At 57.0% G+C, this 21,904-nt stretch carries 22 protein-coding genes and 1 pseudogene; 6 read left to right on the plus strand and 17 right to left on the minus strand.

Annotated elements, in window-relative coordinates:
- Positions 1-190: 190 nt before the first annotated feature.
- The 9 genes from Q672_RS19200 to Q672_RS19240 form a co-directional block, all read right to left on the minus strand.
- Entirely contained in the window at positions 191-1,495 is a 1,305-nt protein-coding gene (locus Q672_RS19200) for a TRAP transporter large permease (protein ID WP_022984029.1), read from the minus strand.
- A complete protein-coding gene (locus Q672_RS19205) occupies positions 1,492-1,998 on the minus strand; it encodes a TRAP transporter small permease (protein WP_022984030.1) in 507 nt (168 codons plus the stop codon). Before Q672_RS19205 ends, Q672_RS19200 begins: the two co-directional genes overlap by 4 nt.
- A complete protein-coding gene (locus Q672_RS19210; RefSeq protein ID WP_022984031.1) occupies positions 1,998-2,987 on the minus strand; it encodes a TRAP transporter substrate-binding protein in 990 nt (329 codons plus the stop codon). The genes Q672_RS19205 and Q672_RS19210 overlap by 1 nt, the downstream gene beginning before the upstream one ends.
- Positions 2,988-2,996: 9 nt before the next feature.
- Entirely contained in the window at positions 2,997-3,848 is an 852-nt protein-coding gene (locus tag Q672_RS19215) for a TRAP transporter TatT component family protein (protein WP_022984032.1), read from the minus strand.
- 72 nt (positions 3,849-3,920) lie between these two features.
- Complete coding sequence (locus Q672_RS19220) at positions 3,921-4,742, minus strand: rhomboid family intramembrane serine protease (RefSeq protein ID WP_022984033.1); 822 nt, start codon at positions 4,740-4,742, stop codon at positions 3,921-3,923.
- A complete protein-coding gene (locus Q672_RS19225) occupies positions 4,733-5,782 on the minus strand; it encodes an aminopeptidase (protein WP_022984034.1) in 1,050 nt (349 codons plus the stop codon). The genes Q672_RS19220 and Q672_RS19225 overlap by 10 nt, the downstream gene beginning before the upstream one ends.
- On the minus strand, positions 5,782-6,348 hold the full coding sequence (gene efpL / locus Q672_RS19230) for an elongation factor P-like protein EfpL (protein ID WP_022984035.1): 567 nt from the start codon (positions 6,346-6,348) through the stop codon (positions 5,782-5,784). Before efpL ends, Q672_RS19225 begins: the two co-directional genes overlap by 1 nt.
- A 242-nt stretch (positions 6,349-6,590) precedes the next feature.
- Entirely contained in the window at positions 6,591-7,376 is a 786-nt protein-coding gene (locus tag Q672_RS19235) for a lysophospholipid acyltransferase family protein (protein WP_022984036.1), read from the minus strand.
- A 21-nt stretch (positions 7,377-7,397) separates the two neighbouring features.
- Entirely contained in the window at positions 7,398-8,249 is an 852-nt protein-coding gene (locus Q672_RS19240) for a GNAT family N-acetyltransferase (protein ID WP_022984037.1), read from the minus strand.
- A gap of 216 nt (positions 8,250-8,465) precedes the next feature.
- On the opposite strand from Q672_RS19240, the gene Q672_RS19245 reads away from it, so the two are divergent.
- On the plus strand, positions 8,466-8,714 hold the full coding sequence (locus Q672_RS19245; protein ID WP_022984038.1) for a CDGSH iron-sulfur domain-containing protein: 249 nt from the start codon (positions 8,466-8,468) through the stop codon (positions 8,712-8,714).
- Positions 8,714-9,556 carry a hypothetical protein gene (locus Q672_RS19250; protein WP_022984039.1) on the plus strand — a complete coding sequence of 281 codons (843 nt, stop codon included), beginning with the start codon at positions 8,714-8,716 and terminating at the stop codon, positions 9,554-9,556. The genes Q672_RS19245 and Q672_RS19250 overlap by 1 nt, the downstream gene beginning before the upstream one ends.
- 40 nt (positions 9,557-9,596) lie before the next feature.
- Here Q672_RS19250 and ppc read toward each other — a convergent pair whose 3' ends face one another.
- Entirely contained in the window at positions 9,597-12,263 is a 2,667-nt protein-coding gene (ppc, locus tag Q672_RS19255; protein ID WP_152521809.1) for a phosphoenolpyruvate carboxylase, read from the minus strand.
- 185 nt (positions 12,264-12,448) lie between these two features.
- On the opposite strand from ppc, the gene Q672_RS19260 reads away from it, so the two are divergent.
- From Q672_RS19260 to Q672_RS19270, 3 genes are all read left to right on the plus strand, one after another.
- On the plus strand, positions 12,449-13,390 hold the full coding sequence (locus Q672_RS19260) for a hypothetical protein (RefSeq protein WP_022984041.1): 942 nt from the start codon (positions 12,449-12,451) through the stop codon (positions 13,388-13,390).
- Positions 13,391-13,475: 85 nt separating this feature from the next.
- Positions 13,476-15,134 (plus strand): S1 family peptidase, encoded by a 1,659-nt coding sequence (locus Q672_RS19265; RefSeq protein ID WP_022984042.1) that lies wholly within the window; start codon positions 13,476-13,478, stop codon positions 15,132-15,134.
- 42 nt (positions 15,135-15,176) lie between these two features.
- Positions 15,177-17,132 carry an acyltransferase family protein gene (locus Q672_RS19270; protein ID WP_022984043.1) on the plus strand — a complete coding sequence of 652 codons (1,956 nt, stop codon included), beginning with the start codon at positions 15,177-15,179 and terminating at the stop codon, positions 17,130-17,132.
- Between the two features lie 78 nt (positions 17,133-17,210).
- Here Q672_RS19270 and Q672_RS19275 read toward each other — a convergent pair whose 3' ends face one another.
- From Q672_RS19275 to Q672_RS19285, 6 genes are all read right to left on the minus strand, one after another.
- Positions 17,211-18,221: an LLM class flavin-dependent oxidoreductase gene (locus Q672_RS19275; protein ID WP_031225849.1), complete on the minus strand. Its 1,011-nt coding sequence runs from the start codon at positions 18,219-18,221 to the stop codon at positions 17,211-17,213.
- Positions 18,222-18,537: 316 nt separating this feature from the next.
- On the minus strand, positions 18,538-18,717 hold the full coding sequence (locus Q672_RS34095) for a hypothetical protein (protein ID WP_147393919.1): 180 nt from the start codon (positions 18,715-18,717) through the stop codon (positions 18,538-18,540).
- Positions 18,718-18,767: 50 nt separating this feature from the next.
- Positions 18,768-19,073: a hypothetical protein gene (locus tag Q672_RS19280; protein WP_022984045.1), complete on the minus strand. Its 306-nt coding sequence runs from the start codon at positions 19,071-19,073 to the stop codon at positions 18,768-18,770.
- 18 nt (positions 19,074-19,091) lie between these two features.
- On the minus strand, positions 19,092-19,565 hold the full coding sequence (locus Q672_RS34100; RefSeq protein ID WP_147393920.1) for a hypothetical protein: 474 nt from the start codon (positions 19,563-19,565) through the stop codon (positions 19,092-19,094).
- 372 nt (positions 19,566-19,937) lie between these two features.
- Positions 19,938-20,255: a hypothetical protein gene (locus tag Q672_RS0116995; protein ID WP_031225852.1), complete on the minus strand. Its 318-nt coding sequence runs from the start codon at positions 20,253-20,255 to the stop codon at positions 19,938-19,940.
- 86 nt (positions 20,256-20,341) lie between these two features.
- Complete coding sequence (locus Q672_RS19285) at positions 20,342-20,944, minus strand: hypothetical protein (protein WP_233552483.1); 603 nt, start codon at positions 20,942-20,944, stop codon at positions 20,342-20,344.
- 422 nt (positions 20,945-21,366) lie between these two features.
- Between Q672_RS19285 and Q672_RS33905 the strand changes: the two are divergent.
- Positions 21,367-21,483: pseudogene (locus Q672_RS33905) on the plus strand (IS3 family transposase); the annotation flags it as partial.
- Positions 21,484-21,529: 46 nt separating this feature from the next.
- Here Q672_RS33905 and Q672_RS34105 read toward each other — a convergent pair.
- Complete coding sequence (locus tag Q672_RS34105; RefSeq protein ID WP_147393921.1) at positions 21,530-21,814, minus strand: hypothetical protein; 285 nt, start codon at positions 21,812-21,814, stop codon at positions 21,530-21,532.
- Positions 21,815-21,904 lie beyond the last annotated feature (90 nt).

The following is a 21,904-nucleotide window of genomic DNA, read 5'->3' on the forward strand; positions in this document are numbered from 1 at the left end:
TAGCGCATTGCGAAAGGCAAAGGGAAAACCTACCGTCTGCGGGCCTTGGGGTTGGCCCTTCGACACTTGCTGCTCGTTCCTGCAAACGAAAGAGGCCGCGCCCAAGCCTGGGCGCGGCCTCGATACTGTCTGTCTCTGCCACGCGTTTCACGCGCCGTTATTCACTGTTAACTGTTAACTATTCACTGCCTTACCGAACCAACCACAAACTCAACTGCGGGATATAGGTAATCATCAACAGCGCCACGATCAGTACCAACATGAACGGAATCGTGGAGGCGAACAGTTCGGTGACTTTCTTCTTGAAGCGATAGCTGGCGATGAACAGGTTCATGCCTACCGGCGGAGTGATGTAACCGATCTGCATGTTGGCCACAAAGATCACACCCAGATGCACCGGATCGATGCCGTAGCGCAGGGCCACCGGCAGGATCAGCGGCACCATGATCACCAGTGCCGCGAAGATATCCAGCAACGCCCCCAGCAGCAGCAGCAGGATGTTGAGCAGAATCAGGAAGGTGATCTTGCTCTCCACGTGGGTCTGAATCAGGGTGAACAGCTGCTCGGGCACCCCGGCGTAAACCAGGTAATCGGTGAAGGCCAGGGCCACCGCCAGAATCAGCAGAATACCCCCTACCATGATCATGGAATCACGCATGATCGACGGCAATTTACGCAGCGAAATTTCCTTGTACAGGAACACCTCCGCCACCAACACATACAGGGCCGTCACCGCGGCGGCTTCACTGACCACCAGGAAGCCCGAGAAAATACCGCCCAACACCACCAGCGGCAGCGGCAGCTCCCAGCGGGCTTCCCACAGGGCATCCACCAGCTCACGAAAATCAAACGGCTGACGCGGCACCGCCTTGCCATTCATGGCCGAGCCACGGGTTGCCCATACGCAGTAGCCATACAACAGCACGATCATCAGCAGGGCAGGCACCAGCCCCGCCAGGTACAGATCCACAATTTCTACCGAAGGCATATCCAGCTGCTGGGACATCTGCTGGGCAATAATGCCGTAGATCAACAACGGAACCGACGGCACCAGCAACAGGCCAAGACTACCTGATGAGGTAACCAGGCCAAGGCTGAACTTTTCCGGATAATTACCTTTCACCAGCGCCGGCAACAACAAGGCGCCGAGAGCCACGATGGTGACACCGGAACCGCCGGTCAGGGCGGTAAAGAAGGCACAGGCAATCAATGACACAAAGGCCATACCACCGGGCATCCAGCCAAAGGCCGCCTGGCTCAGGCGGAGCATGCGGTCGGCAGTTTTCGACTCACTCAACAGGAAACCGGCAAAGGTGAACAATGGCAACGCCATCAGCACCACGGAATTGCTGAGCTGGTAGATATCGATATGAAGCACGGCCAGCTCGATTTCCAGGGTGTAAAACCCGAGAGCCGCCGCGCCCAGAATAATCGCGTACAGGGGCGCGCCCATCAGGGCCAGCACCACCAGCAAAATTATCGCTGCGGTAATCATGCCACCGGCTCCTGCAGTTTCGGCCGCTTACCGATCAGGCCCAGCGCAAACAACACCACATAACGCACCGCCATCACGGAAAAACCCACGGGGATAATGGCCTGCAACAGCCAGCTCGGGACACTGCCAAATGCGGGGGTCGCATACTCGTATTCCTCGATCACGAACCCCACGCTATACCAGGCCACCAGCACGCAAATGAACGCCGTAAACAGGTCCACAGCGACGGTCAGGAAGGGGTGATACTTTTCCGGTAGAAGAGCGGAGGCCACATCGATACGAATATGCTCGTCATTTCTGGAAGCAATCATCGCCCCCAACAGGCCGATCCATAACACGGCATTTTGTAGTAGTGGTTCAATCCAGATCAGGCTGGTGCCAAAGAAATTTCGCAGAATGATCTGCGCCACCGCCAGCAGGATCATAAACAAAAGGACGGCCACGATAAGGCCGTCCTCGAGTTGATGCAGAAAGCGGTGCAAACCGCGTAGCAACCCAGCCATTACTGACCTGCGCGCTGCTTGGCGAGAATTCCGTTAAGGCGATCAAGCATGTCTTGGCTGACTTCGCCCTCTTCTACCAACTCGGCAGTGGCACGATCGGCGTAGTCTTTCCATTCAGCACGCTGGTCTTCTGTTGGTTGAACCACCTCAAGCCCCTGTTGTTGCACGGCCTGGAAGGCGCTCAGATTTTCCTTGCGGCTTTCGGTATCCAGCGTATCGAAGGTCGCACCCAACACGTCACGCACGACTTTCTGATCTTCCGGGCTGATACGCTTGAAGTATTTTTCGTGAATACCCAACAGGCCGAAGGTGTACAGTAAGGGCATATCGGTCACGTAGTTCACCCGCGAGTACCACTGCAAGGTCAGTGCTGCCACTGGCGGCGCCGCGAAGGCATTGATGGCACCGGTCTGCAGGGACGTCAGCACAGCACCGATGTTCAGCATGATCGGCGACAATTCAAAGGCCTTGGAGGCCTTGGCAGATGCTTCATCATTGGCTGGCAGCCACAGTTTCTGGTCACGCAGGTCATCCAGGCTTTTTACCGGGTTTTCCGACATGACGTAGGCAAAGCCACCATCCACCAGACCGAAGCTGACCCAGCCGCCCTGTTCCAGACCCTGCTCGATCACCGTGTCCAGTTCCGCACGCACCGCATCCACTTCATCGTAATTGTTGAAGGCCAGTGGCACGTTGAGAATCTGGCTATCCTTGTAGGCCGAGGCAAAGGCCCCGCCTTGGGCGATCATGCCATGCAGCTGGCCGATGCGGATCTTGCGCTCCACTGCCCGGTCATCGCCCATCACCCCACCGGGGTAGATCTTGAGCTTCACGCGGCCCTCAGTCTTGTCGGCAATCTCCTTGCCGGCATTTTTCAGACCGGTGACGATAGTCGTGCCGTCCGGGTACAGGGTGGAAATCTTCAGCGTGGTGGCGGCGCTAGCCACCAGCGGCAGCAAGGCCACCAGTACAGTCGCGAGACGCAACATAATTAACTCCTAGAAATAGTCATCGGCGTCGGCAAGCAGGGCCTTGGCCTGCTCCTGCGCGTAGGTATTTTGCAGGGTCAGGCCATGAACGTTCGGGTCGGCCTCCAGCACCGCCTTGAGAAGGCGGTCATGCAATTCGCGGTCGAATACCAGGCGGGCATACTTTTCAGCATAGAGCACTGGCGCCAGCAGATTCTTGCCTTCCGACAGGCTCATGGCCTGCTCGAAATGGGCTTTGGCCACCTCAGGCTTGCCGCCCAGCGAGGCCGGCAGAATGCTGTTAAGCACGCCCAGGTACATGTGTGCCTGACCGTACTGGTAGCCTTCTTCCAGCTCGGTCACACGCTTCATGGTGGCTTCGACACGGCCCAGTTCGGCGACAGCGTTCCAGTCGCTGGTATTCTGCTGGATATAGCCGGCCCAGGCTCCACCCAGGGTAAACAGGACAGGCACATCGCCCTTGCCTGCCTCGGCCAACAGGGCCTCGTATTCCGGCACGCTGAGGCTGCGCAGATCGCAATAATCCCCATCGTGGGCACAGGCCGCCCGGAAAGCATAATTCAGGGCCTTGTTACTCAGCTTGCGGGCACGGGTCGGATCTTCCACAAACAGGCCGGCATAGGCGCCATAAAGGTCCGCACCGCTGGCCAGCAAGGATTCGCTGTCCGGCCAGTTTTCGATCAGCCCATCGACCATCAACAGGTAGGTCGGCAGGCCGTCCTCGACCAGCTGCAGATCATTGTTGTTGAGTACCCCGTAAGGCAGGTTGTCATCGACTCGGGCCAGAGAGCAGCCCTGTAGCGCAAGTATCGCTACGCAAAAGAGTGAAGGGACCAGCCCGGGGAGGAAGCGCCACTGCATAGGTCGCTGATATCCTTTCATTAATATGACCAATTGTTTTGGCTGTCTTTATAGCAGTCCACCGGGGCTAACTCAAACGCCCCCGTGCCCCTTGCCCCGCGCCATCAGTCCAAAAATGCCACCCAGCAGGCAGCCACTGACCAGCCCGGCCAAATGGGCGGCGTTGGCCACCACAGACGACAGCCCCACAAAGCAGATCACCATCCACACCAGCATGAACAGGACGATTTCCCGGCGCAGGGCATAGCCGGCGCCCGGGTTGAGGCGCCCGTAAATCCACAGGTAACCCAGCAACCCATACACCACTCCGGACAGCCCGCCGAACAGGGGCCCACTGTGAAGGAATTGCGCCACATTGGAGATCCCTGCCGTCACCAGAGTCACCAGTAACAGCTGGGCCGAAGACTGGTGACGCTCAATCAATCGCCCCAGATCTGCCCACCACAACAGGTTGAAAATGATATGCAGAATGGAAAAGTGCAGCAGCATGGGGGTAATCAGGCGCCAGGGCTGGCTGGCCAGCCCTTCCAGGGACGAAGGGAACAACAGGGCACGGTACACCCCTTCGCCGAGCAGGTACGGGGTCAGGAAAATGGCCACGCACAGCACCAGACCGGTTTTGGTCACCCAGCCCATGCTGGCCAGCCAACCGCCGGACAGCAATGGCTGGGGCTGCCCGGTCAGGGGCTCCAGCGGATGGCGTCCCTGGCCCCGCTTGAGATCCGCGATCAACTCTTCGGTAAGCTGACGGGCATGGGGGTACTGCCCGGGGTCCGGGATCACCAGCACACATTGCTCATCAGCTTCATGACGCTCCACCTCAAAACCATTGCGCGTCAGGGTGCGTTCGATCAGGTCTGCCAGCTCAGGCTGGGGTGTACGAATCAATTCCATGCCAGCCCCTCCAGGGCCTGTTTGCGTTGTGTCGGGTTCAGGTCAGCCAGGTTATCCACCTGCTGCCAGAAACAGTCCCACTGCTGCTGGCACTGCGAAAACAGCCGGGCAAAGGCCGGCACATAGGCATTGTAATCACTGACACCGTTAAGCTGGGCATTGTTCAACGGCCCGTCGAAAAAACGCTGGTAGCCTTTCAGGCCCTCAATGCGCTCACGGTCTGCCGCGAAGCGCTGCCGAGCCTGCTGCTGGATACGGGCCTTTCCGGCGGCCAGTTTCTGTTTGTCACGCTCACGGGTATACAGCTCGTCCAGCGCCTCACGGGCATCGCCGATAATGGCCAGAAACGCCGCCTTTGCCCGATCCCGTTGAGGCCAATAATCGTCAGGCAGCGGCGCCTTTATGAAAGCAAAATATTGCACCGCTCCCTCTCGCCCCACCATGGTGGCCAGAGATTCGTTAAAGCGGGTGTCACCCTTGATATAGATCCGGCGATGGACCAGCTCATGAATCAGCAGCTCAGCCAGGGAGGGCCGGGAGCGCTGAATCATCGGGGTGGTCAGCGGGTCAGCAAACCAGCCCAGCGTAGAATAGGCAATCGCACCGCCTACCCAGGTATCAAACCCTTCGTCCTGGAGCGCCGCCGCCTCACGGTCTGCCCGCTCGCGGTCAAAGTAGCCCCGGTAGCTGACACACCCTACCAGCGGGTAACACCAGGTTTTGGGGGTCAGTGACCAGGCCGGCGCGGCCAGCACATTCCAGACCACCGCCTCCTGCTCCAGCGACACATACTGGTGGTAGACATCCTCGGCCGGCAAATCCAGGTGGTTCCCCGCCCAGTTCACCACCTGTTGACTGAATTGCAGTTGGCGCGCCACCGCCGGCGGTGTGTCCGGGTCCGCCAGCACCGAGTCCACCGGCTCGCGCTGGCTCATCAATGACCAATGCCCACCGATCGCCTGGCGGTAATAACCCAGTTGGCAACCGGCCAACAGCCAGGCCAGCAAACAGAGAAGAAAAAAACGGTGGCCGCGTCGCATCAGGCCCGTGACATGAACTTGCGTTCGGCGGTATTCACCCGCACCTTTTCGCCTTCCACAATGTACTCAGGCACCTGCACCACCAGGCCAGTGTTGAGGGTAGCCGGCTTGGTCCGGGCCGACGCTGACGCCGCTTTCATGGCCGGGGCCGTTTCGGTGACTTCCAGCACCACTGACGCCGGCAATTCGAGCCCGATAACCGCATCATCCACCTTCAGGGCCAGTACCCCTTCCGTGTCTTCGGTGATAAAGGCCAACTCGTCACTGATGTCATCCTGCTTGAGCAAGTATTGGGAAAAGTCCTCGTTGTCCATGAAGATGTAATCTTCGCCATCCACATAGGAAAACTGCACGGGACGACGCAACAACTCTACCGTGGTCACATCCTCATCACCCTTGAAACGTTCTTCGAACTTGGGCCCGCCCCCCACTGCACTGGCCTTCACACGGTACAGGGTGGCAGCCCCACGGGCAGACGGGGACTGCACCTCGATCTGGCGAATGGCATAGAGGGTGCCGTTGACTTCGATAACGTCGGATTTCTTGAGTTCGCTGGCGCGGGTCATGGGAGAGGCGTTCCTGAAATTTCGATGCGCCAATACTACAACAAACACTCCGCGCAAGCTTCACACCGGCACACCGGTGAAAGCTCTGCCTATTGGTGGCACGAGTTGCAAGCATGCTCGCACCGGAACTGTGGGGACGGTGGTTTCACCGCGAATGAAGGAGTATCGCGCACGGACGGCCGCTCCCTGCTCAGCAATGGCAAGAATCCAATGTGGGAGCTGCCTGCAAGCGAAGCCTCTTGTCAGTGGGACAATTGCTCCGCGATACGAACACGCGCCTGCTCACACAGAGCCTTGCGGTCTCCGTGCTCCGTCAACGGCGCGCAGAAATGCAGCCGCACGCGAATCTCCCGTCGCAACAGCATGGCCCACAGATGATGATGGAATTCATCGTCCCCAATGAACGCCATGGCCCGGTCCGGGGCGCCCATGCTATCCAGGTAACGAATCGCCAGCGGCTGCACCGGCACCTTTGCCTGTAGCGGAGCGTCAAACAGCTGGGGAAAGAAACGGCGCAGCCCGGTGCCGTCGGTGGTGGTGCCTTCCGGGAACACCAACACGGTATGCCCCAACTGCAGCCGGCCGGCGATTTCACCCGCCTTGCGACCCGACTCGCCACTACCGCGCTGGATAAACAAGGTGCCAACGGCCCGGGCAAGATGACCGATCAGCGGCCAGTCGCCCACTTCTGCCTTGGACAAAAAGTACAGGTGCCGCTGACTGGCAATCACCGGAATATCCAGCCACGAGACATGGTTGCTGACCAGGAAAACCGGGCGCCCCAACGGCTCACCCGTCACCGTGAGGCGCACCCCGAGAATACGCACAAAACGCTGACACCAACGCTGTTTGGCGGCCAGTACCGCGGGCCGTTGAGGCCACCAGAATGCGCCCAGCACAAACGCCAGCACAAATCCCCACAGTAGATGAACGACGATGCGCAACACCCGCCACACACGGCGAAGTTGGGGCCAACTGCGGCCTTGCGCAGGCGCATTAACGCTGACGCTCTCGCTCATTTCATTCATTCGGGGCATCCGTTAACCACGTTATACGGCCTGGGCAGGCTGCATGAAATGCTGAACGTAACGGGCGGGCAGATCGTTCACATCCATCAGCACGAAGAAATCCAGACAATTGAAATCCGGGTCCCAGCAGGGCTCACCACAGATTTGCGCCCCCATGCGCATATAGGCTTTAAGTAGCGGCGGCATTTTGGCATTGGTTTCCGTGCTGTCACCGGGCAATTTGTGCAACCGTAAATGGGGAATCACACGGTGCTGGCCAGCGCTCAGGTGCTTCTCGTTAATCCGCTGCTGTACCCCGGCCACGTTGTACCCTTCGCTCAGCGCGATACTGGCACAGCCGAGCAGGTAACGGACATCATTCTCGATCATGTACTGGGCCAGCCGGGCCCACAGCACGGTGATCACGGCTCCGCTGCGATGCTCAGGATGAATACAGGTGCGGCCGATCTCGGCCAGGCGCCCCTCCAGATGCCGCAACATGGACAGATCAAATTCGCCGCTGGAGTAAAAACCGCCCGTCCGGTTCAGGCGGTCCCCTGGCAGCACCCGGGTGTAGCCAACGATCTCAGCATTGCGGGTATCTTTTACCACCAGATGCAGGCAATGCTTGTCATAGCGGTCCCGGTCCAGACCAAACGGGGCACTGAAACTGGCCCCATACTCCTGAGAGAAAATACGGTAGCGCATGCGCTGCACTTTAAGAATTTCTCGGCGAGAGCGCGTAAAGTAGGCCACAAAGCGGCTCTGGTTTTCCGCCTCATTCAACTCACGGGGGAAACGCAGAATATCCGCTGTCGCGGCAAACGGTTTAACCAGGGCTCCCTTGAGTTGGGGGCTCAGTGCTTTGATCTTTCCTGCGGCTTGCGCAAGCATGGCGTACTCCACTGGCAGTTTCGGCCAGTGTCACCAACCCCGGTGGCAACGCAGTGACATTAGCGTGACATTTCCAAGACAAGGGGAAAGGCAACTAACAGTGAATCGCTGCGCGGAAAGCCCATGGCAATGCCGCAACGCATCGGGGCCGCGTTCACGGTTGGGTGAGAACAGGCCTTCCGGGTGTGTGCACCAGGGATGACGAGGGAATAAAGGATGAAAAAAGCGGTGATTGCAGCGCGGTTACCCTTTCCCATGGAAGTGAAAAAAGGGGAAACCGTGCAGTGGTGTGCCTGCGGGTTGAGCCAGAGCCAGCCCTGGTGTGATGGCAGCCACCGGGGCACCGACTTTGTCCCGGTGACCTTCACTGCCCGCCGCAATCAGATCGTATTCTTCTGCGGTTGCAAGCACAGCAAGCGCGGGGAAATCTGTGATGGCAGTCATGCCCGGCTGGAGCGGTCCTGATGCGCCTCGGCTGGCTCCTGCTGCTGGTGCTGTGCGCCCCTCTGGCGGCAGACCCGGTACCCCTGCCCCTTGCAGTGCCTGCGGATGTCTACCGGGATTATGAATGCTGGCTGGGGAAACGCACGCTTGCCACCATCTCTGATTATCGCGGTCCCTGTTTACGGCGCGATGTGGTGGAGGTGGCCCTGTTTCAACAGGCCCTGATCGCCGCCGGTTATGCCCACGCCCCGCAATGGGAAATCATCAACAGTTACCAACGGACCTTGCTTGAGCTGTCCCACGGCAAACTTCCCGCGGCGGCCACCAGCCTCTGGCTGAAGGATATCGAAGCGACACCCGGACTCACAGCCAGCCGCGCCGTGCTTCCCGTCGGCAGCAATCTGGCACAGCTGTATGGTCGCGAACCGGTGGCCGGCATCCCCCCCCTCACCCGCCTCCAGCAGTTGTCAGAGTTTCGGATCGTCAGTTCCAGCCAATGGGACACCGACTGGCAGCTGCTTAAGACATTACCCCATGCCGAGTTGCTGGAAGCCAATCACTGGAAAACTATGGTCCGTTGGGTGAACCATGGTCGCGCAGACCTGTTATTGGCCCCCCCACTGCAACACGACCGCCAGCATTTGACGGTCGATGCCATCAGGCTCGCCCCCGTGCCGGGCGGCATGCTATGCCTGCCGGGGAGCCGCCATTTTGCCATCTCGCAACAGTGGCCTGAGGCAGAAAAATTGCGACAAGCGCTGGATCGCGGGCTATCGATTCTGGAAAAGGAAGGCCGCCTTCAGCAGGCCTACCAGCAAGCCGGTCTGATGATGAAAACCCCCACCCTGAACGCCTGCGACTAGCAAACACCGGGCAGGCTGCTGGCCGGCTTTGCCAGATCCACTACCCGGTGTTACGCAACCCGGCAGCAATACCGGCAATGGTGACCATCAAGGCACTTTCCAGGGTTTCATCACCGTCCTGCTCCCGCAAACGGGCCATGAGTTCGGCCTGCAGCAAATGCAGCGGGTCGGTGTAGGGATCACGCACCCGGATGGACCAACGCATCACCGGATTATTATCCAGCAGATCTTCTCGCCCGGTCAGGGCGCTCAGCGCCCCGACCGCGCCGGTCAGTCTTTCCCGCAGGGATTGCCCCAGCGCCTCCAGCCCGGCATCTCCACCAGCCAGACGCTGCTCATACCAGGCCGCCACGTTCAGGTCGGCCTTGGCGAGCACCATCTCCAGCATATCCACCACGCCCTGGAAAAACGGCCAGTGCTCTGCCATCTCCCGCACCAGAGCACTTTGCCCGGGATCCTCATTGGCCGCTTCCAGTGCCGCACCAGTGCCCAGCCAGGCTGGCAGCATCAGCCGAATCTGGGTCCAGGCAAAGACCCAGGGAATGGCGCGCAAGGAACCAATCCCCGCATCTTTCTTGCGACGCGCCGGACGGCTGCCCAGCGCCAGCCGTGACAGCTCGGTTTCGGGGGTAACGGTACGCAGGTATCGCACCAGCTCCGGCTCCTCTTTGACCACTGAGCGATACCCCGTCACCGACACGTCGGTAAGAATCTGCATCTGTTCACGCCATTGTGGCTTGGGCGCGCGGGGTGGCAACAATGTTGCCTCCAGGGTGGCCGCCACATACTGGGACAGATTGAACACCGCCACCGCCGGACGACCGTACTTGAAACGAATCACTTCCCCCTGCTCGGTCACCCGGATACGGCCAGCCACCGATCCCGGCGGCTGGGACAACAACGCCATGCGAGTGGGGGAACCACCGCGGGAGATAGAGCCCCCACGGCCATGGAACAGGGTGAGCGGAATCTGGTGCTCGGCGAACAAGGCAGTCAGGGCTTCCTGGGCCCGGTACTGTGCCCAGGCCGCGCCGAGAAAGCCGGCATCCTTGGCCGAATCGGAATACCCGATCATGACCTCCTGCCCACTGGCCACACGCTCCCGGTAGAACGGCATGGCCAGCAGCGCGCGCATGGAAGCCTCCGCGCCTTCCAGATCATCCAGCGTCTCGAACAGCGGCACCACTCGCATGGGCTCACGCACGCCTGCGATCTTCTGCAACAGCATGACCGCCAGCACATCCGAGGGCGTGGTGGCCATGGAAATCACATAGGCACCGAGCCCTTCACTGCCCTGCTCGGCAATCACCTGGCAGGTATCGAGGACTTCCCGCACTTCCGGGGTACACTCATCCGCAGTGCGGAACGCGGCATCCACCAACGGCCGGCGCGCCTGCAACTCCTCGACCAGAAAGGCCTGCCGACGAGACTCGTCCCACTCGCCGTAACGGCCCAACTCCAGATAACGGGTAATCGCATCCAACGCATCCCGGTGGCGGGTCGATTCCTGGCGGATATCCAGCCGCAGCAGGGTAATGCCGAAACAGTTCAGGCGCCGCAGGGTATTTTTCAGATCGCCATCGGCAATATCGGCCAGCCCGGTTTCCCGCAGCGAACGGTCTATCAGCAGCAACGGAGACAGCAGCTGCTCACGATGAGTGTAGCCATCGCCATCCGCTACTGGCTGATTTTCAATGCGGGCCTCGAGCTGGCGACGGGTCAGCTTCAGGCGACTACGCACGTCGCGCAGCAACACACGGTAGGGCTCATGACTCGGGCCCGTCACCGACAGCAACTCATCACTGGCCATCTCCATGGACAGATCCGCCAGCAGCTCTTCGATATCCCGCAAGTAGAGATCAGCCGCCATCCAGCGGGCCAGCAACAACACCTCACGGGTCACCGTCGCGGTCACATTGGGGTTGCCGTCGCGATCGCCTCCCATCCACGACGCCAGTTTCACCGGCGCCCAGTCTGCCGGCGGTTGCGGCAGCCCCTGCTCCATCAGTTGACGCTCAAGCTGGCGGACCATGTCTGGCACCGCCTGCCACAGAGACTGTTCAATGGTGGCGAAGCCCCATTTGGCTTCATCCACGGGGGTCGGCTTTTCGCGGCGAATCTCATCCGTTGTCCAGGCCGCCAGAATCACCCGGCGCAGGCGTGCTCGCAGGGTCGCGCGCTCTTCATCATTAAGATCTGCACGATCCAGCTCGCCCAACAGGTCCGCGATTTGATCGTATTTACGGATCAGGGTGCGACGGGTCACTTCAGTGGGGTGTGCCGTGAGCACCAGCTCCACAGACAAGCTTCGCAGGGTATCGGTAAGGGTCTCGGCCGGGATCTGCTGCTGGGTCAGGCGCTCCAGCACATCACGCAGCCCCTGGTCACCTCCCGGATCACCCGGGTAGCGCTGGTGCTGACGATGCAGTCGTTCACGGTGGTGCTGCTCGGCAATGTTGCTGAGATTGAGGAACTGGCTAAACGCTCGGGCCACTTCCAGCAGGGTGTCATCATCCAGTGGCGAGAGCAGGTCCCGAAGGGACGTCAACGGTGCGCCACTCTCACTGCGCGTGGCCACAGAGGCCTGGCGGATCTGCTCAATGGTGTCGAACAGGCCATCGCCCGCCTGCTGTCGCAGGCACTCACCCAGCAGGTCGCCCAGCAAACGAACATTGTCCCGTAATGGTGCATTCACACTGTGGTCCACATGGCCTCCCATACTATTCCGGCAGCGGTGTTTACCGCACACAACGTTATCTGGCTCTCCGAATCCCAGGCAATGACGATCAATAAAATGAATATACCAGTTTTAACAAGATTACCCGTGTGGGCATCTTTATTCCGGCGCCCGGCTATCGCAACATAGGCGCCTCAGACACAGGGACCCCCATAATGAGTACAAACAGCCGCTTTACTTCTGACCAGGGCGTATTGCTGATGCAGTATCTGGCCCGTGGACTGTTTGCCACCCTGGCCGTGATTTATTTTCACAACACCGAGCAATTCTTTTTCAGCGCACCCAAGGCTACGCCCTGGTTGCTGTTTATTGCCTACGTGGGCATCCAGTTGATTCTGCTGTTCTGGCGTCCCGCCAATGCCGATGCATTTTCGTCTGCACTGGACCTTGTCACGCTCGGAATCGTGATGCTGTTTGACGCCGGCAATCCACCGCCCACCATGGCCTTGCTGTTCGTCGCGGTACTCAGTAATGGCATGCTGCATGGCCTGAAACGGTTTCTCATCATGCTGCTGGGCGCCGAAGTGGTGCTGGCCATCGTGCTGCCAATTCGATTGAGTTATGCCCCTGTGGCTGACAGCTCCGCCAGCCTGTTTCTGGTCGCGGCACTCACCGCCTGCATGCTGTATTTCGGCTTGATGATCTGGCGCAATCAGGTGCTCGCCCGCGCGGCCCTGGAAGCCACCTGGCGAGACCCGGATACGGACTTTATCAGCCGAGAAGCGCTGGTCAGCACTGCCGGTTGGTTGGTGCCCCTGCACGACCGAATTTCATCGCCCCTGACGCTGGCACTGGTAGAACATCACGATTTGCCGTTACTTGCTGACCGGGTAGCCCAACGCATTCGCCGCAGCGATGTGGCGGCCCGCTACGATGACACCCATCTGGCCCTGCTGCTGCCCTGCACCGCCACGGCCGCCGCCGAACAACTGCTCAATGACCTGCGCGACCGCCACCCCGGCCTGCGGGCCGCCGTAATGACCCTGACCGATGGCGATGCGGCACTGGAACAGGCCCTTGGCCACCTGCAGAGCACCATGGCCCGTACCCGTGAAGATGACGATCACTGGCTGGCCCATGCAGCACCGATGCACTGATCGGCGAACGAACAAAAGAACACACCTCTTCACAGCCCAGGGAAGGCAAACGGTTTACACTGCAAGAAAATTGCCGGGTTCCATAATGCTGCATCCCCGTATCGCTCTCTGCTTCCTGTTGCTGGTGGCCTGCCATGCCGCCAGCAGCCAGACTGCCACACCGCGGATTGTCGGAGGCTCCGACGCCCCCCCCACCCGGTGGCCATGGATGACCCAGGTTGCCATCAAGGATCCGACCTTGAGCAGCGGTTATCTGCTGTGCGGAGCCAGCCAGATCAGCACCCGCTGGGTCCTGACCGCAGCGCACTGCCTGGAATACAGCAATGGTGCGCCCGCAGCCCCCAGCAATGTTTATGTGTTTATCGGCAACACCGTTCGAAATAATGTCCCGGAAAGCGGCACCCAGGCAGAAAAACTGTTTGTGCATTCACAGTACCAGAATCTGGAGTACGACCTTGCCCTGATCCAGATCCCCGAAACAAGCAATACCGAATGGCCAAGCATCATCACCCTGGCCACCTCTAATTCCCTGGAAACCGCGCCCTTCAGTGAACGCGATGAAGCCGTTACTGCTCTGGGATGGGGAGAAACAGGCAGCGGCTTGAGCGCCACGCTGCAGGAAGTTCAGCTCGATTACCTTCCCCGTTCGCAATGCCGTAACCTGAGCCCGTTGAGCATTGCGGACTTCGTCATATGTGCGGCCGAACTGAACCCGGTAAATGGCAACAATCAGGACAGCTGCTTCGGTGACAGCGGCGGCCCGCTGTTTCTGGGGCGTGATCCGTCGCCGAGATTGGTCGGCCTCACCAGCTTTGGCGAAGAAGAGTGCGCAACAGGATCACCGGCTGGGTATACCCATCTGGCAGCCGAAACAGATGAAATCGAAGCCCTCACCGCAGCAGCGGGACTACCTCTGGTGGACCTCGCACTGTCCTGGAGTGGCTCTCCCGCAGAGCGACTCTATTCCCTGCCGGCGGATGACGTCACGCTTCAAATCCAGGTAGACAGCGCAGAGAATCGCGCGACCAACCCTACTCTCGATGTTGCCCTGTCCGGTAGAACAACCGCCTCGGCACAGTGGCAAGGCTGCAACTCAACCCTGCCAGGTAACCGCTGCACTCCAACGCCATCTTTGAACGGCAGCCTTCTGCAGTCACTGCTGATCTCAGGTAACAATGGCCCCGATCAGGTGGTCACCGTTACCGTGCAAGGGCGAGCTGACGAGGAAGAATTTCGTCGCCAGAACAATCAGCTGGCACAAACAGTGGTGTTTTCCAGTAACCCGGACATCACCCTTGGCGCCAGCCAGACCCTGAGCAGCGCCAGCCAGGCGCGTGTCACCGTCACCCTGAGCAACCGGTCGCCGTTTAACAACGCCAGCAACGCCGAAATCCGTTTCAACCTGCCCCCCAGCCTGACATTGACCAACAGGGAAATCCTTGGCTGCACCGGCACCACCCCGGTACTCTGCCCCGTGGGAAATGTATCAGCGGACTCAGTGCAGACCATGTCCCTGGACTTTGCTTCAGACGATCGCCAGTCCCGCAACCTGTCGCTAACCGGACACATCGATGAGAGCGATGTTCCCAATGGGGATACCAGCACTTCATTAACCCTCAGCTTCAATGATCCGCCGGCCAGTCGCTCCAGCGGCAGCAGTGGCAGCGGCGGCAGCCTTCCCGCCACGATCCTGCTGGCGAGCCTGTTGTTGGCAATCCGGCGCCAGTCTTGTCCCACCTGCTAAGCCCCTATATTCTCCCCGCTTTATCTGTCTGTCGGGGACATCATGGTTAACAGCAAACCGGGCTACCGCGCCGACATTGAGGGCTTGCGCGCGCTGGCCGTGATTCTGGTCATTCTCTATCACTTCGAAGTGCCAGGTATCACGGGCGGCTTTATCGGTGTCGACGTCTTCTTTGTCATCTCCGGGTTTGTGATTACCCAGCTGCTGGAACGTGCTTTTGCCAAGGGAACCTTCCGCTTTGCAGACTTTTATGCACGCCGTATTCGCCGGCTCGTTCCCGTCTTTCTGCTGGTCTCCACCGTCACCTTTCTGATGATTTCACCGTTTTACATCGGTGACGCCTATTACATTTTTGCCAAGAGCTGGCTGTCATCACTGATCGGCATCAGCAACCTCTACTATTTCACCGAGCTGACGCAGTATTTCGCCCCAGAAACCCGCTCATTGTCGCTGCTGCATACCTGGTCACTGGCGGTGGAAGAACAGTTCTATCTGATCTGGCCATTAACGCTCTACCTGGCCTACCGTTTTGGCAAAGGCCGCTCGGGTCACTGGCCGTTCCGAATAACCCTGCTGCTAACTTTTGCCCTGTCGGTCTACCTGGCCAGCCGCTGGCCAGCCGCGGCCTACTACCTGCTGCCTGCGCGGCTATTCGAATTCATGCTCGGCACCGGCGTTGCCCTGTTTGCCAACCGGCTACCCCGCTTATCCCGCACGGCAGCGGAGAGCCTGTCCCTGGCAGGACTGGCCATGATCATTGCCACCGCCCTGTTGCTCACCAAACATGATCACTTCCCCGGTTATAATGCCCTGTGGCCTACACTGGGCACCGCCCTTGTGATCTACGCGGGCCTTCATCAACCGGGCACGGTGGCCGGACGACTGCTGAGCCTGCCAGTGATGGTCTTTCTCGGCGGCATTTCGTACTCTCTTTACCTGTGGCACTGGCCGCCAGTCGCACTCATGCATTACCAGTTGGTGGAGCTGACCGCCTGGAATCGCATCGCACTTTTGGCAGGCGTGGTCGTGGTCTCGTGGCTGAGCTACCGCTACGTGGAGAATCGCTATCGACACCGGCCCTGGAGCCTGAAGAAGTCCTTTATGGTGTTTGTGCTTGGCCCGCTTATTGCCATCTGGGCGATTCAGTCCACCATCCGCATTGCCGACGACCTGAGCTTCCGGATCCCTGAAGAACGCCGCGAACTCTATACCATCATCGCCAACAACAACCCCGCAGACCTGTACAAGCGCTGCTTCAAAGGGGACCCGGTGGAGTTCAACACCGGCAACGCCTGCCTTTTCGGGGCTCCCGCAAAGGACGGCAAGCCCAACAGCATGCTGATCGGGGACTCCCACGGTATTGCCCAAATCGGTTTTGTCGAACAACTGATCGAAGGCAAGGGGTATTCCCTGTTGATGGTAACCCGCGCATCCACCCCCTTCCTGCCAACCCCCATCGCCGAAAAGGTACAAGCACGCGACCCCACCCAGGTGGCCCGCAATCACGCGCTGACAGAGTATCTGGAGCAACACCCGCCCATGACGGTGTTTCTTGGCGCATGGTGGAACTCCTATTTGAGAAATGAGGCGTATCAGCAACACTTCCTGCGCACCCTGAACTGGCTAATCGACCAAGGCCATACCGTGGTGATCTTGGAAGATGTCCCCGAACTGCCCTCTTCGTCCTATGCGGAGTGCCTGCTCAAGAACATGGATGACTGCACGATTGATGCGACAGAAGTCGAGCAAAACCTGATCAATTTCTATCGCTTTAAAGAAGCTGCCAGGGCACAGCATCCAGAGATTCTCTGGACCAATCCCCGCAAAGTTCTGTGTGACGAGCAACGCTGCCAGACTGTCCTCAACGGCATTCCACTCTATCGTGACGAAAGCCACCTGAACAACGTAGGCGCAGTTGAGATTGGCAAGGAATACCTGAAACGTTTCGACAATCCGCTACCCGGGATACACGAAACCGAGCCGCAAACGCAACACTGAAGGCGGTCCAGACTGATGCTGTTTGTATTTAACAGGAAGCGACACGGGCACCCTGAAAGTGGACCGGAAAGCCATCCCCTAGCTTCCGCCACTGGCCTGAAACTGCGGCAGTGATGCCAGAATATCCAGCGCATGGCGACGCTTGGCCGGGTCGTAAAGGTCCACCGTGACCATCAGCTCATCCACTTCTACCGTGGCCAGCAGCTGTGCCAACTGCTCCTCAATGGCCGGCGCATCGCCCAGCAGCTGCAGCCCCAGAAAACCTTTCACACCCGCTTCTTCCTGCGGGTGCCAGAGTCCCTCCATTGATGTCACCGGAGCTTTCATCCACAGCGGCTGGCCACGGAACAAGGCGAGAATACGCTGATAACTGGTGGTACTGAGATAACGCGCTTCGGCAGCCGAATCCGCCGGTACTGCCGGCACAGCCAACATGGAATAAGGCTCGGCCAACTGGGCTGACGGCTGAAACTGGTCGCGGTAAATTCTCAAGGCCTCCTGGTACAGGCGCGGCGCAAAGTGGCCGGCAAAGGCATAAGGCAGTCCTTGCTGCGCTGCCAGCTGTGCGCTGAAAAGGCTTGAGCCCAGCAACCAGATCGGCACATTGGTACCCGCTCCAGGAATGGCATTCACCCCCCGAGAGGAATCCAGCGGTCCCAATAAACGCTGCAGCTCGGCAACATCCTGTGGAAACTGCTCCGCCCCCAACCCTTCTCGCCGCAGCGCTCGACTGGTCATGGGGTCCGTCCCCGGCGCCCTGCCCAGCCCCAAATCAATACGCCCAGGATACAAGTGTTCCAGCGTCCCGAATTGCTCAGCGATTACCAGCGGTGGGTGGTTTGGCAACATGACACCACCCGAGCCAATCCGGATCGACGCCGTTTTACCAGCAACATGCCCAATCAGCACCGACGTCGCCGCACTGCTGATCCCTTGCATATTATGGTGTTCGGCGAGCCAGAACCGACGAAAGCCAAGAGACTCCGCATGGCGGGCATACGCCACACTGTTGTCAATGGTCTGACTAACGCTATCGCCTTCACGAACTGACGCCAGCTCTAGCAATGAAAAAGGAATCGTTTTCGACACAGGGCTCCTCCCATTAAGCCAGCATTGGATTGGGTTCGAATCAGAAATTTCAAGGTGGCACCCATTGACGAGTAATCTACAAATGGGCGGAATCATGGCCTCTTATCCCAGCGAGCATGTCGACTTGCATGATCCACCGCAACCGTCCTGTAAAACCTCGCGGAAATGGGACACCTGACCCTCAAGATTCCGAACGCGACAAGAGCTGAAGCCCGATAAAACTCAGGCGGCACGCATAAATTTACGATCAGTGAAAAATCAGAGAATCACTAAGGGTTGCGCAGGTGACGTTCAAATTATTGGGCACCTCCGATTATTAACGATATCGCCGATAATTATTCATTATGATTTTTAAATGCCATCCCCATGCAAAAAACAGGAAAGCCACTACAACCCCTCCCCAAGCAACATCATCAGCAACCAAGGCCTCCCCATTCTTTATATCTACAAACGGCACACCTATGAGAGAAAGAAAAGCCGCAATAAAAAAAACCATGCTTTGACCTATAAAAAGAACAGACCTATCTGAAAACCCTGTAAAACTTTTTATATATGGATCAAAAAAACCGTCAAAATCTCAAGAAAAATAAACACCGAAATAAAAAACATAACATCACCAAAGACCGAGGGTGTCGGGCCTCCCATTTCCCTTTTCGACCTGCGAAGCCACTCTGTCATTATCAGAAAACGCACAACAATAATAAGGAGGCCATGGCAAATTAATGGCTTGACGGACACTACACCATTACCGCGATCGGCGAACACTTTGGCTGCGGACGATCCACCGTCAACCGCGCCGTCAAAGCCTTTCTTTGGAAACGAGAGACCTGGCACCAGCTCACCAATTTTCACCCCCGGTTTTCCGATTCGTTATTTTTGGGAGTTAAACTTTCGCTGCCGAGAACCTAGAACAACAAGAAACGGAAATAAAATTAAGCAGCCACTTATCAAAATAGCCAGCACAACTCTCCCATATGTAACCCCACCCCCATAACTATCAAGCCCCTCAAAATCAAGCCTAAAGGGTTCATTACTGGAAGAACCTCGAAAATATGCTGTCACACTCCTACCGACATAATCATGATTCTCTTTTGGAGTCCTGCAGCTTCCTCTCCTGGCCCCCAGGGTATATTTTCGACCTGAAGCACCAAACAGATCAAAAACATCTGATTTCCCAGTGCTGTAACAACGATAAGATGTAATTACATCGTCGATCACAACAACGCCCTCATCTTCAGAAGAAGGCACATCAAGAAGAATCGCAATAACAATTGCAGAGCAAAAACACACACACGCAAAAGCCTCCCAAGGCTTTGCGTAATAGAAAAGGTTTGTTTTATTCATTACCATCAATCGACAAATTAAAAACCGAGGGTGCCAGGTCTCACATTTCCTTTTTCGACTTTCGAAGACACTTTCTGATTATCAGAAAACGTACAATAACAATAATTGGGTCATCTAAAATTCATGGCTTGACGGACCCTACACTATTACCGCGATCGGCGAACATTTTGGCTGCGGACGATCACCGTAAACAGCGTCGCAAAATCTTTCATAAGAAATGGGGGACCTGACCCTCAAGATTCCGAACGCGACAAGAGCTGAAGCCCGACAAAACTCAGGCGGCACGCATAAATTTTCGATCAGTGAGACATCATAGACAGGCTAAAAAGTGTGCAGGAGATATTCCAATTTTTGGACAGCCCAATTATTTCGTTATTTCTTCGACCTTTTTTTATTTTTTAACCTTTCCTTCCTTTGATGTAAAGCCGCCCCCCAAAAACAGATAACAAATAGAGATACAGAAAAATATAAATACCACAAAGGGTCAACAACCTCACCTTTCCTATTAACCATATCCCCGTCTGTCAAAAAAGGAATCAGGTTCAAAAAAAGCATACCCCCTCCAAATGATATCCATTCTCGAGCTGCCTTTTCTATTAACGGCCTCCGTTTATAAACAAAATAATTAATAAAAGTCATAGCAACAATACATACTATAAATGATATAAAAACAGAAAAAGCGTAAATCATTCTTCACTCTCATGATTTCTTTCTAAACTATCTAACACAACCTGTGCGCACCGAAGTTCTCAGGGGGCACGCATAAATTCAAACAATCATAACCAACGCTTGCATCCCACCAAGCGCTGCCCCCAAACCCATTTTCGCCCCATCGTTTCCGCAAACGCTTTCATTTTATCAAGCGCCCCAACAGCAACAGGCTGGTGGGATATCGCTCCTCGCTTTTCATCCCGTACCGCCCGACCCATGCTATCCACTAATTCCAGATAATCCATCAATCTGAATCGGCATACACTTTCTTCTTCATCTGCTTCAATCGTGTGGGCACCAACCAGCGGCATAAGAGACGGTTTCTTTCTAGCCCCAGCTGCGTGATGGAGCGCCTGCGAGCGCTGCTGGATGGAGGTGTAGTCCGACTCTTCCGGGTTGGCCGCCATCTCGGCCTGGACGGGGTTTAAGTCCACATAGGCCATGCACTGAAGTAGCGCTTTTTCATCCAGCAGGGCCTGACACTTGTAACGGCTTTCCCAAAATCGGCCTTTGCAACAATCTTCTTCGTTGGCGCGGCGTGCAAGGTATTCATTCAGGCACTTCATGAACCAGCCCAGGTCATAGAGGCGCTCTCGCCATTGAGCAACAATTTCGCGTGCTTTCAGCGCTTCTGCTTCATCCAGCTTCCCTGCCAACCACCGTTTCACGATCAGCGGTCCGCTGAAAGCTGCATCCAGCGCGCTGCCACCTCTTCCTCTGTCCACGAAAGCGCCCTCTTTTGGCTGATGCGAAGCACAAGGTGGTAGTGATTCGACATCACCGCATAAGCACACAGATCAATGGCAAAGACCTCCACAAGAACTGACAGCCGATCCACCACCCACTGACGGCGGTGTTCATAATCCTGTCCGGAGTAGAGGTCCTTGCCACACAGAAAGGCGCGACGTACACAGCGGCAGATGCAGTGATAGCACGAAGTAGAATCCAGGGATACCTAGGCGTAGCGTGCTCGGGTCATGGGTTGCCTCCTTGCTTATCCATGACCCAACAATACTGACCAAAAGAAAAGATAAATATCAGCTATCGGCCGCGCACCTTGTAGGAGATCTACCAATTTGAGGGTGTCCCCGACTTTTTTGATTATATCGAAATGTTCTATAACAACCGGCGACGCCATGACTTTAATGAAAAGCTGTCACCGCTAGAGTATGAAACGCGTCACCAAGGACGGCTGATACGTGTCTAGTGAACTGGTGGCGATTCAGATAGGCCATCAAGTTTTTTTGTCATTATTATCTCTTTTCAAAATAGACAGAAACCCATAGAAATACAATAAAAACAAGACCCGTGACAAACAATGAATCACTTAATTCTATTGGCTGACCAGACCGTGTGGAAACTCCCCCTCCATCAATAATAAAAGGAAAAAAATTAAACACCATCACACCACACCCCAAAGATAGAAATGTAGCTCCTTTTTCACCATAGCCTTTTTTTTCTTTAAAAAAACCATACAAACAACCAAATACTATTACGAACACGAGCGCTGTCGCCCCAAAAGCAGCTGTTTGTTTCATTGCCCACAAACCTCTGATTATAAAAATAGAACAAATCGTTCAACATTGCCCCAGCAGCCTGCCCAGCCTGAATAAAGGAGTCGGGGCCAA

It is taken from the genome of Alcanivorax sp. P2S70, assembly GCF_000475295.1.
Classification (GTDB): domain Bacteria; phylum Pseudomonadota; class Gammaproteobacteria; order Pseudomonadales; family Alcanivoracaceae; genus Alcanivorax; species Alcanivorax profundi.

Coding starts and splice junctions, on each gene's coding strand:
- Q672_RS19215 (WP_022984032.1), bottom strand. CDS start 3,848: ATGCAGTGGCGCTTCCTCCCCGGGCTGGTCCCTTCACTCTTTTGCGTA.
- Q672_RS19200 (WP_022984029.1), bottom strand. CDS start 1,495: ATGATTACCGCAGCGATAATTTTGCTGGTGGTGCTGGCCCTGATGGGC.
- Q672_RS34100 (WP_147393920.1), bottom strand. CDS start 19,565: ATGAATAAAACAAACCTTTTCTATTACGCAAAGCCTTGGGAGGCTTTT.
- Q672_RS19270 (WP_022984043.1), top strand. CDS start 15,177: ATGGTTAACAGCAAACCGGGCTACCGCGCCGACATTGAGGGCTTGCGC.
- Q672_RS19265 (WP_022984042.1), top strand. CDS start 13,476: ATGCTGCATCCCCGTATCGCTCTCTGCTTCCTGTTGCTGGTGGCCTGC.
- Q672_RS19245 (WP_022984038.1), top strand. CDS start 8,466: ATGAAAAAAGCGGTGATTGCAGCGCGGTTACCCTTTCCCATGGAAGTG.
- Q672_RS19250 (WP_022984039.1), top strand. CDS start 8,714: ATGCGCCTCGGCTGGCTCCTGCTGCTGGTGCTGTGCGCCCCTCTGGCG.
- Q672_RS19220 (WP_022984033.1), bottom strand. CDS start 4,742: ATGGAATTGATTCGTACACCCCAGCCTGAGCTGGCAGACCTGATCGAA.
- Q672_RS19210 (WP_022984031.1), bottom strand. CDS start 2,987: ATGTTGCGTCTCGCGACTGTACTGGTGGCCTTGCTGCCGCTGGTGGCT.
- Q672_RS19235 (WP_022984036.1), bottom strand. CDS start 7,376: ATGAATGAAATGAGCGAGAGCGTCAGCGTTAATGCGCCTGCGCAAGGC.
- Q672_RS0116995 (WP_031225852.1), bottom strand. CDS start 20,255: ATGATTTACGCTTTTTCTGTTTTTATATCATTTATAGTATGTATTGTT.
- efpL (WP_022984035.1), bottom strand. CDS start 6,348: ATGACCCGCGCCAGCGAACTCAAGAAATCCGACGTTATCGAAGTCAAC.
- Q672_RS19225 (WP_022984034.1), bottom strand. CDS start 5,782: ATGCGACGCGGCCACCGTTTTTTTCTTCTCTGTTTGCTGGCCTGGCTG.
- Q672_RS19260 (WP_022984041.1), top strand. CDS start 12,449: ATGAGTACAAACAGCCGCTTTACTTCTGACCAGGGCGTATTGCTGATG.
- Q672_RS19205 (WP_022984030.1), bottom strand. CDS start 1,998: ATGGCTGGGTTGCTACGCGGTTTGCACCGCTTTCTGCATCAACTCGAG.
- Q672_RS34105 (WP_147393921.1), bottom strand. CDS start 21,814: ATGAAACAAACAGCTGCTTTTGGGGCGACAGCGCTCGTGTTCGTAATA.
- Q672_RS34095 (WP_147393919.1), bottom strand. CDS start 18,717: ATGGTTTTTTTTATTGCGGCTTTTCTTTCTCTCATAGGTGTGCCGTTT.
- Q672_RS19240 (WP_022984037.1), bottom strand. CDS start 8,249: ATGCTTGCGCAAGCCGCAGGAAAGATCAAAGCACTGAGCCCCCAACTC.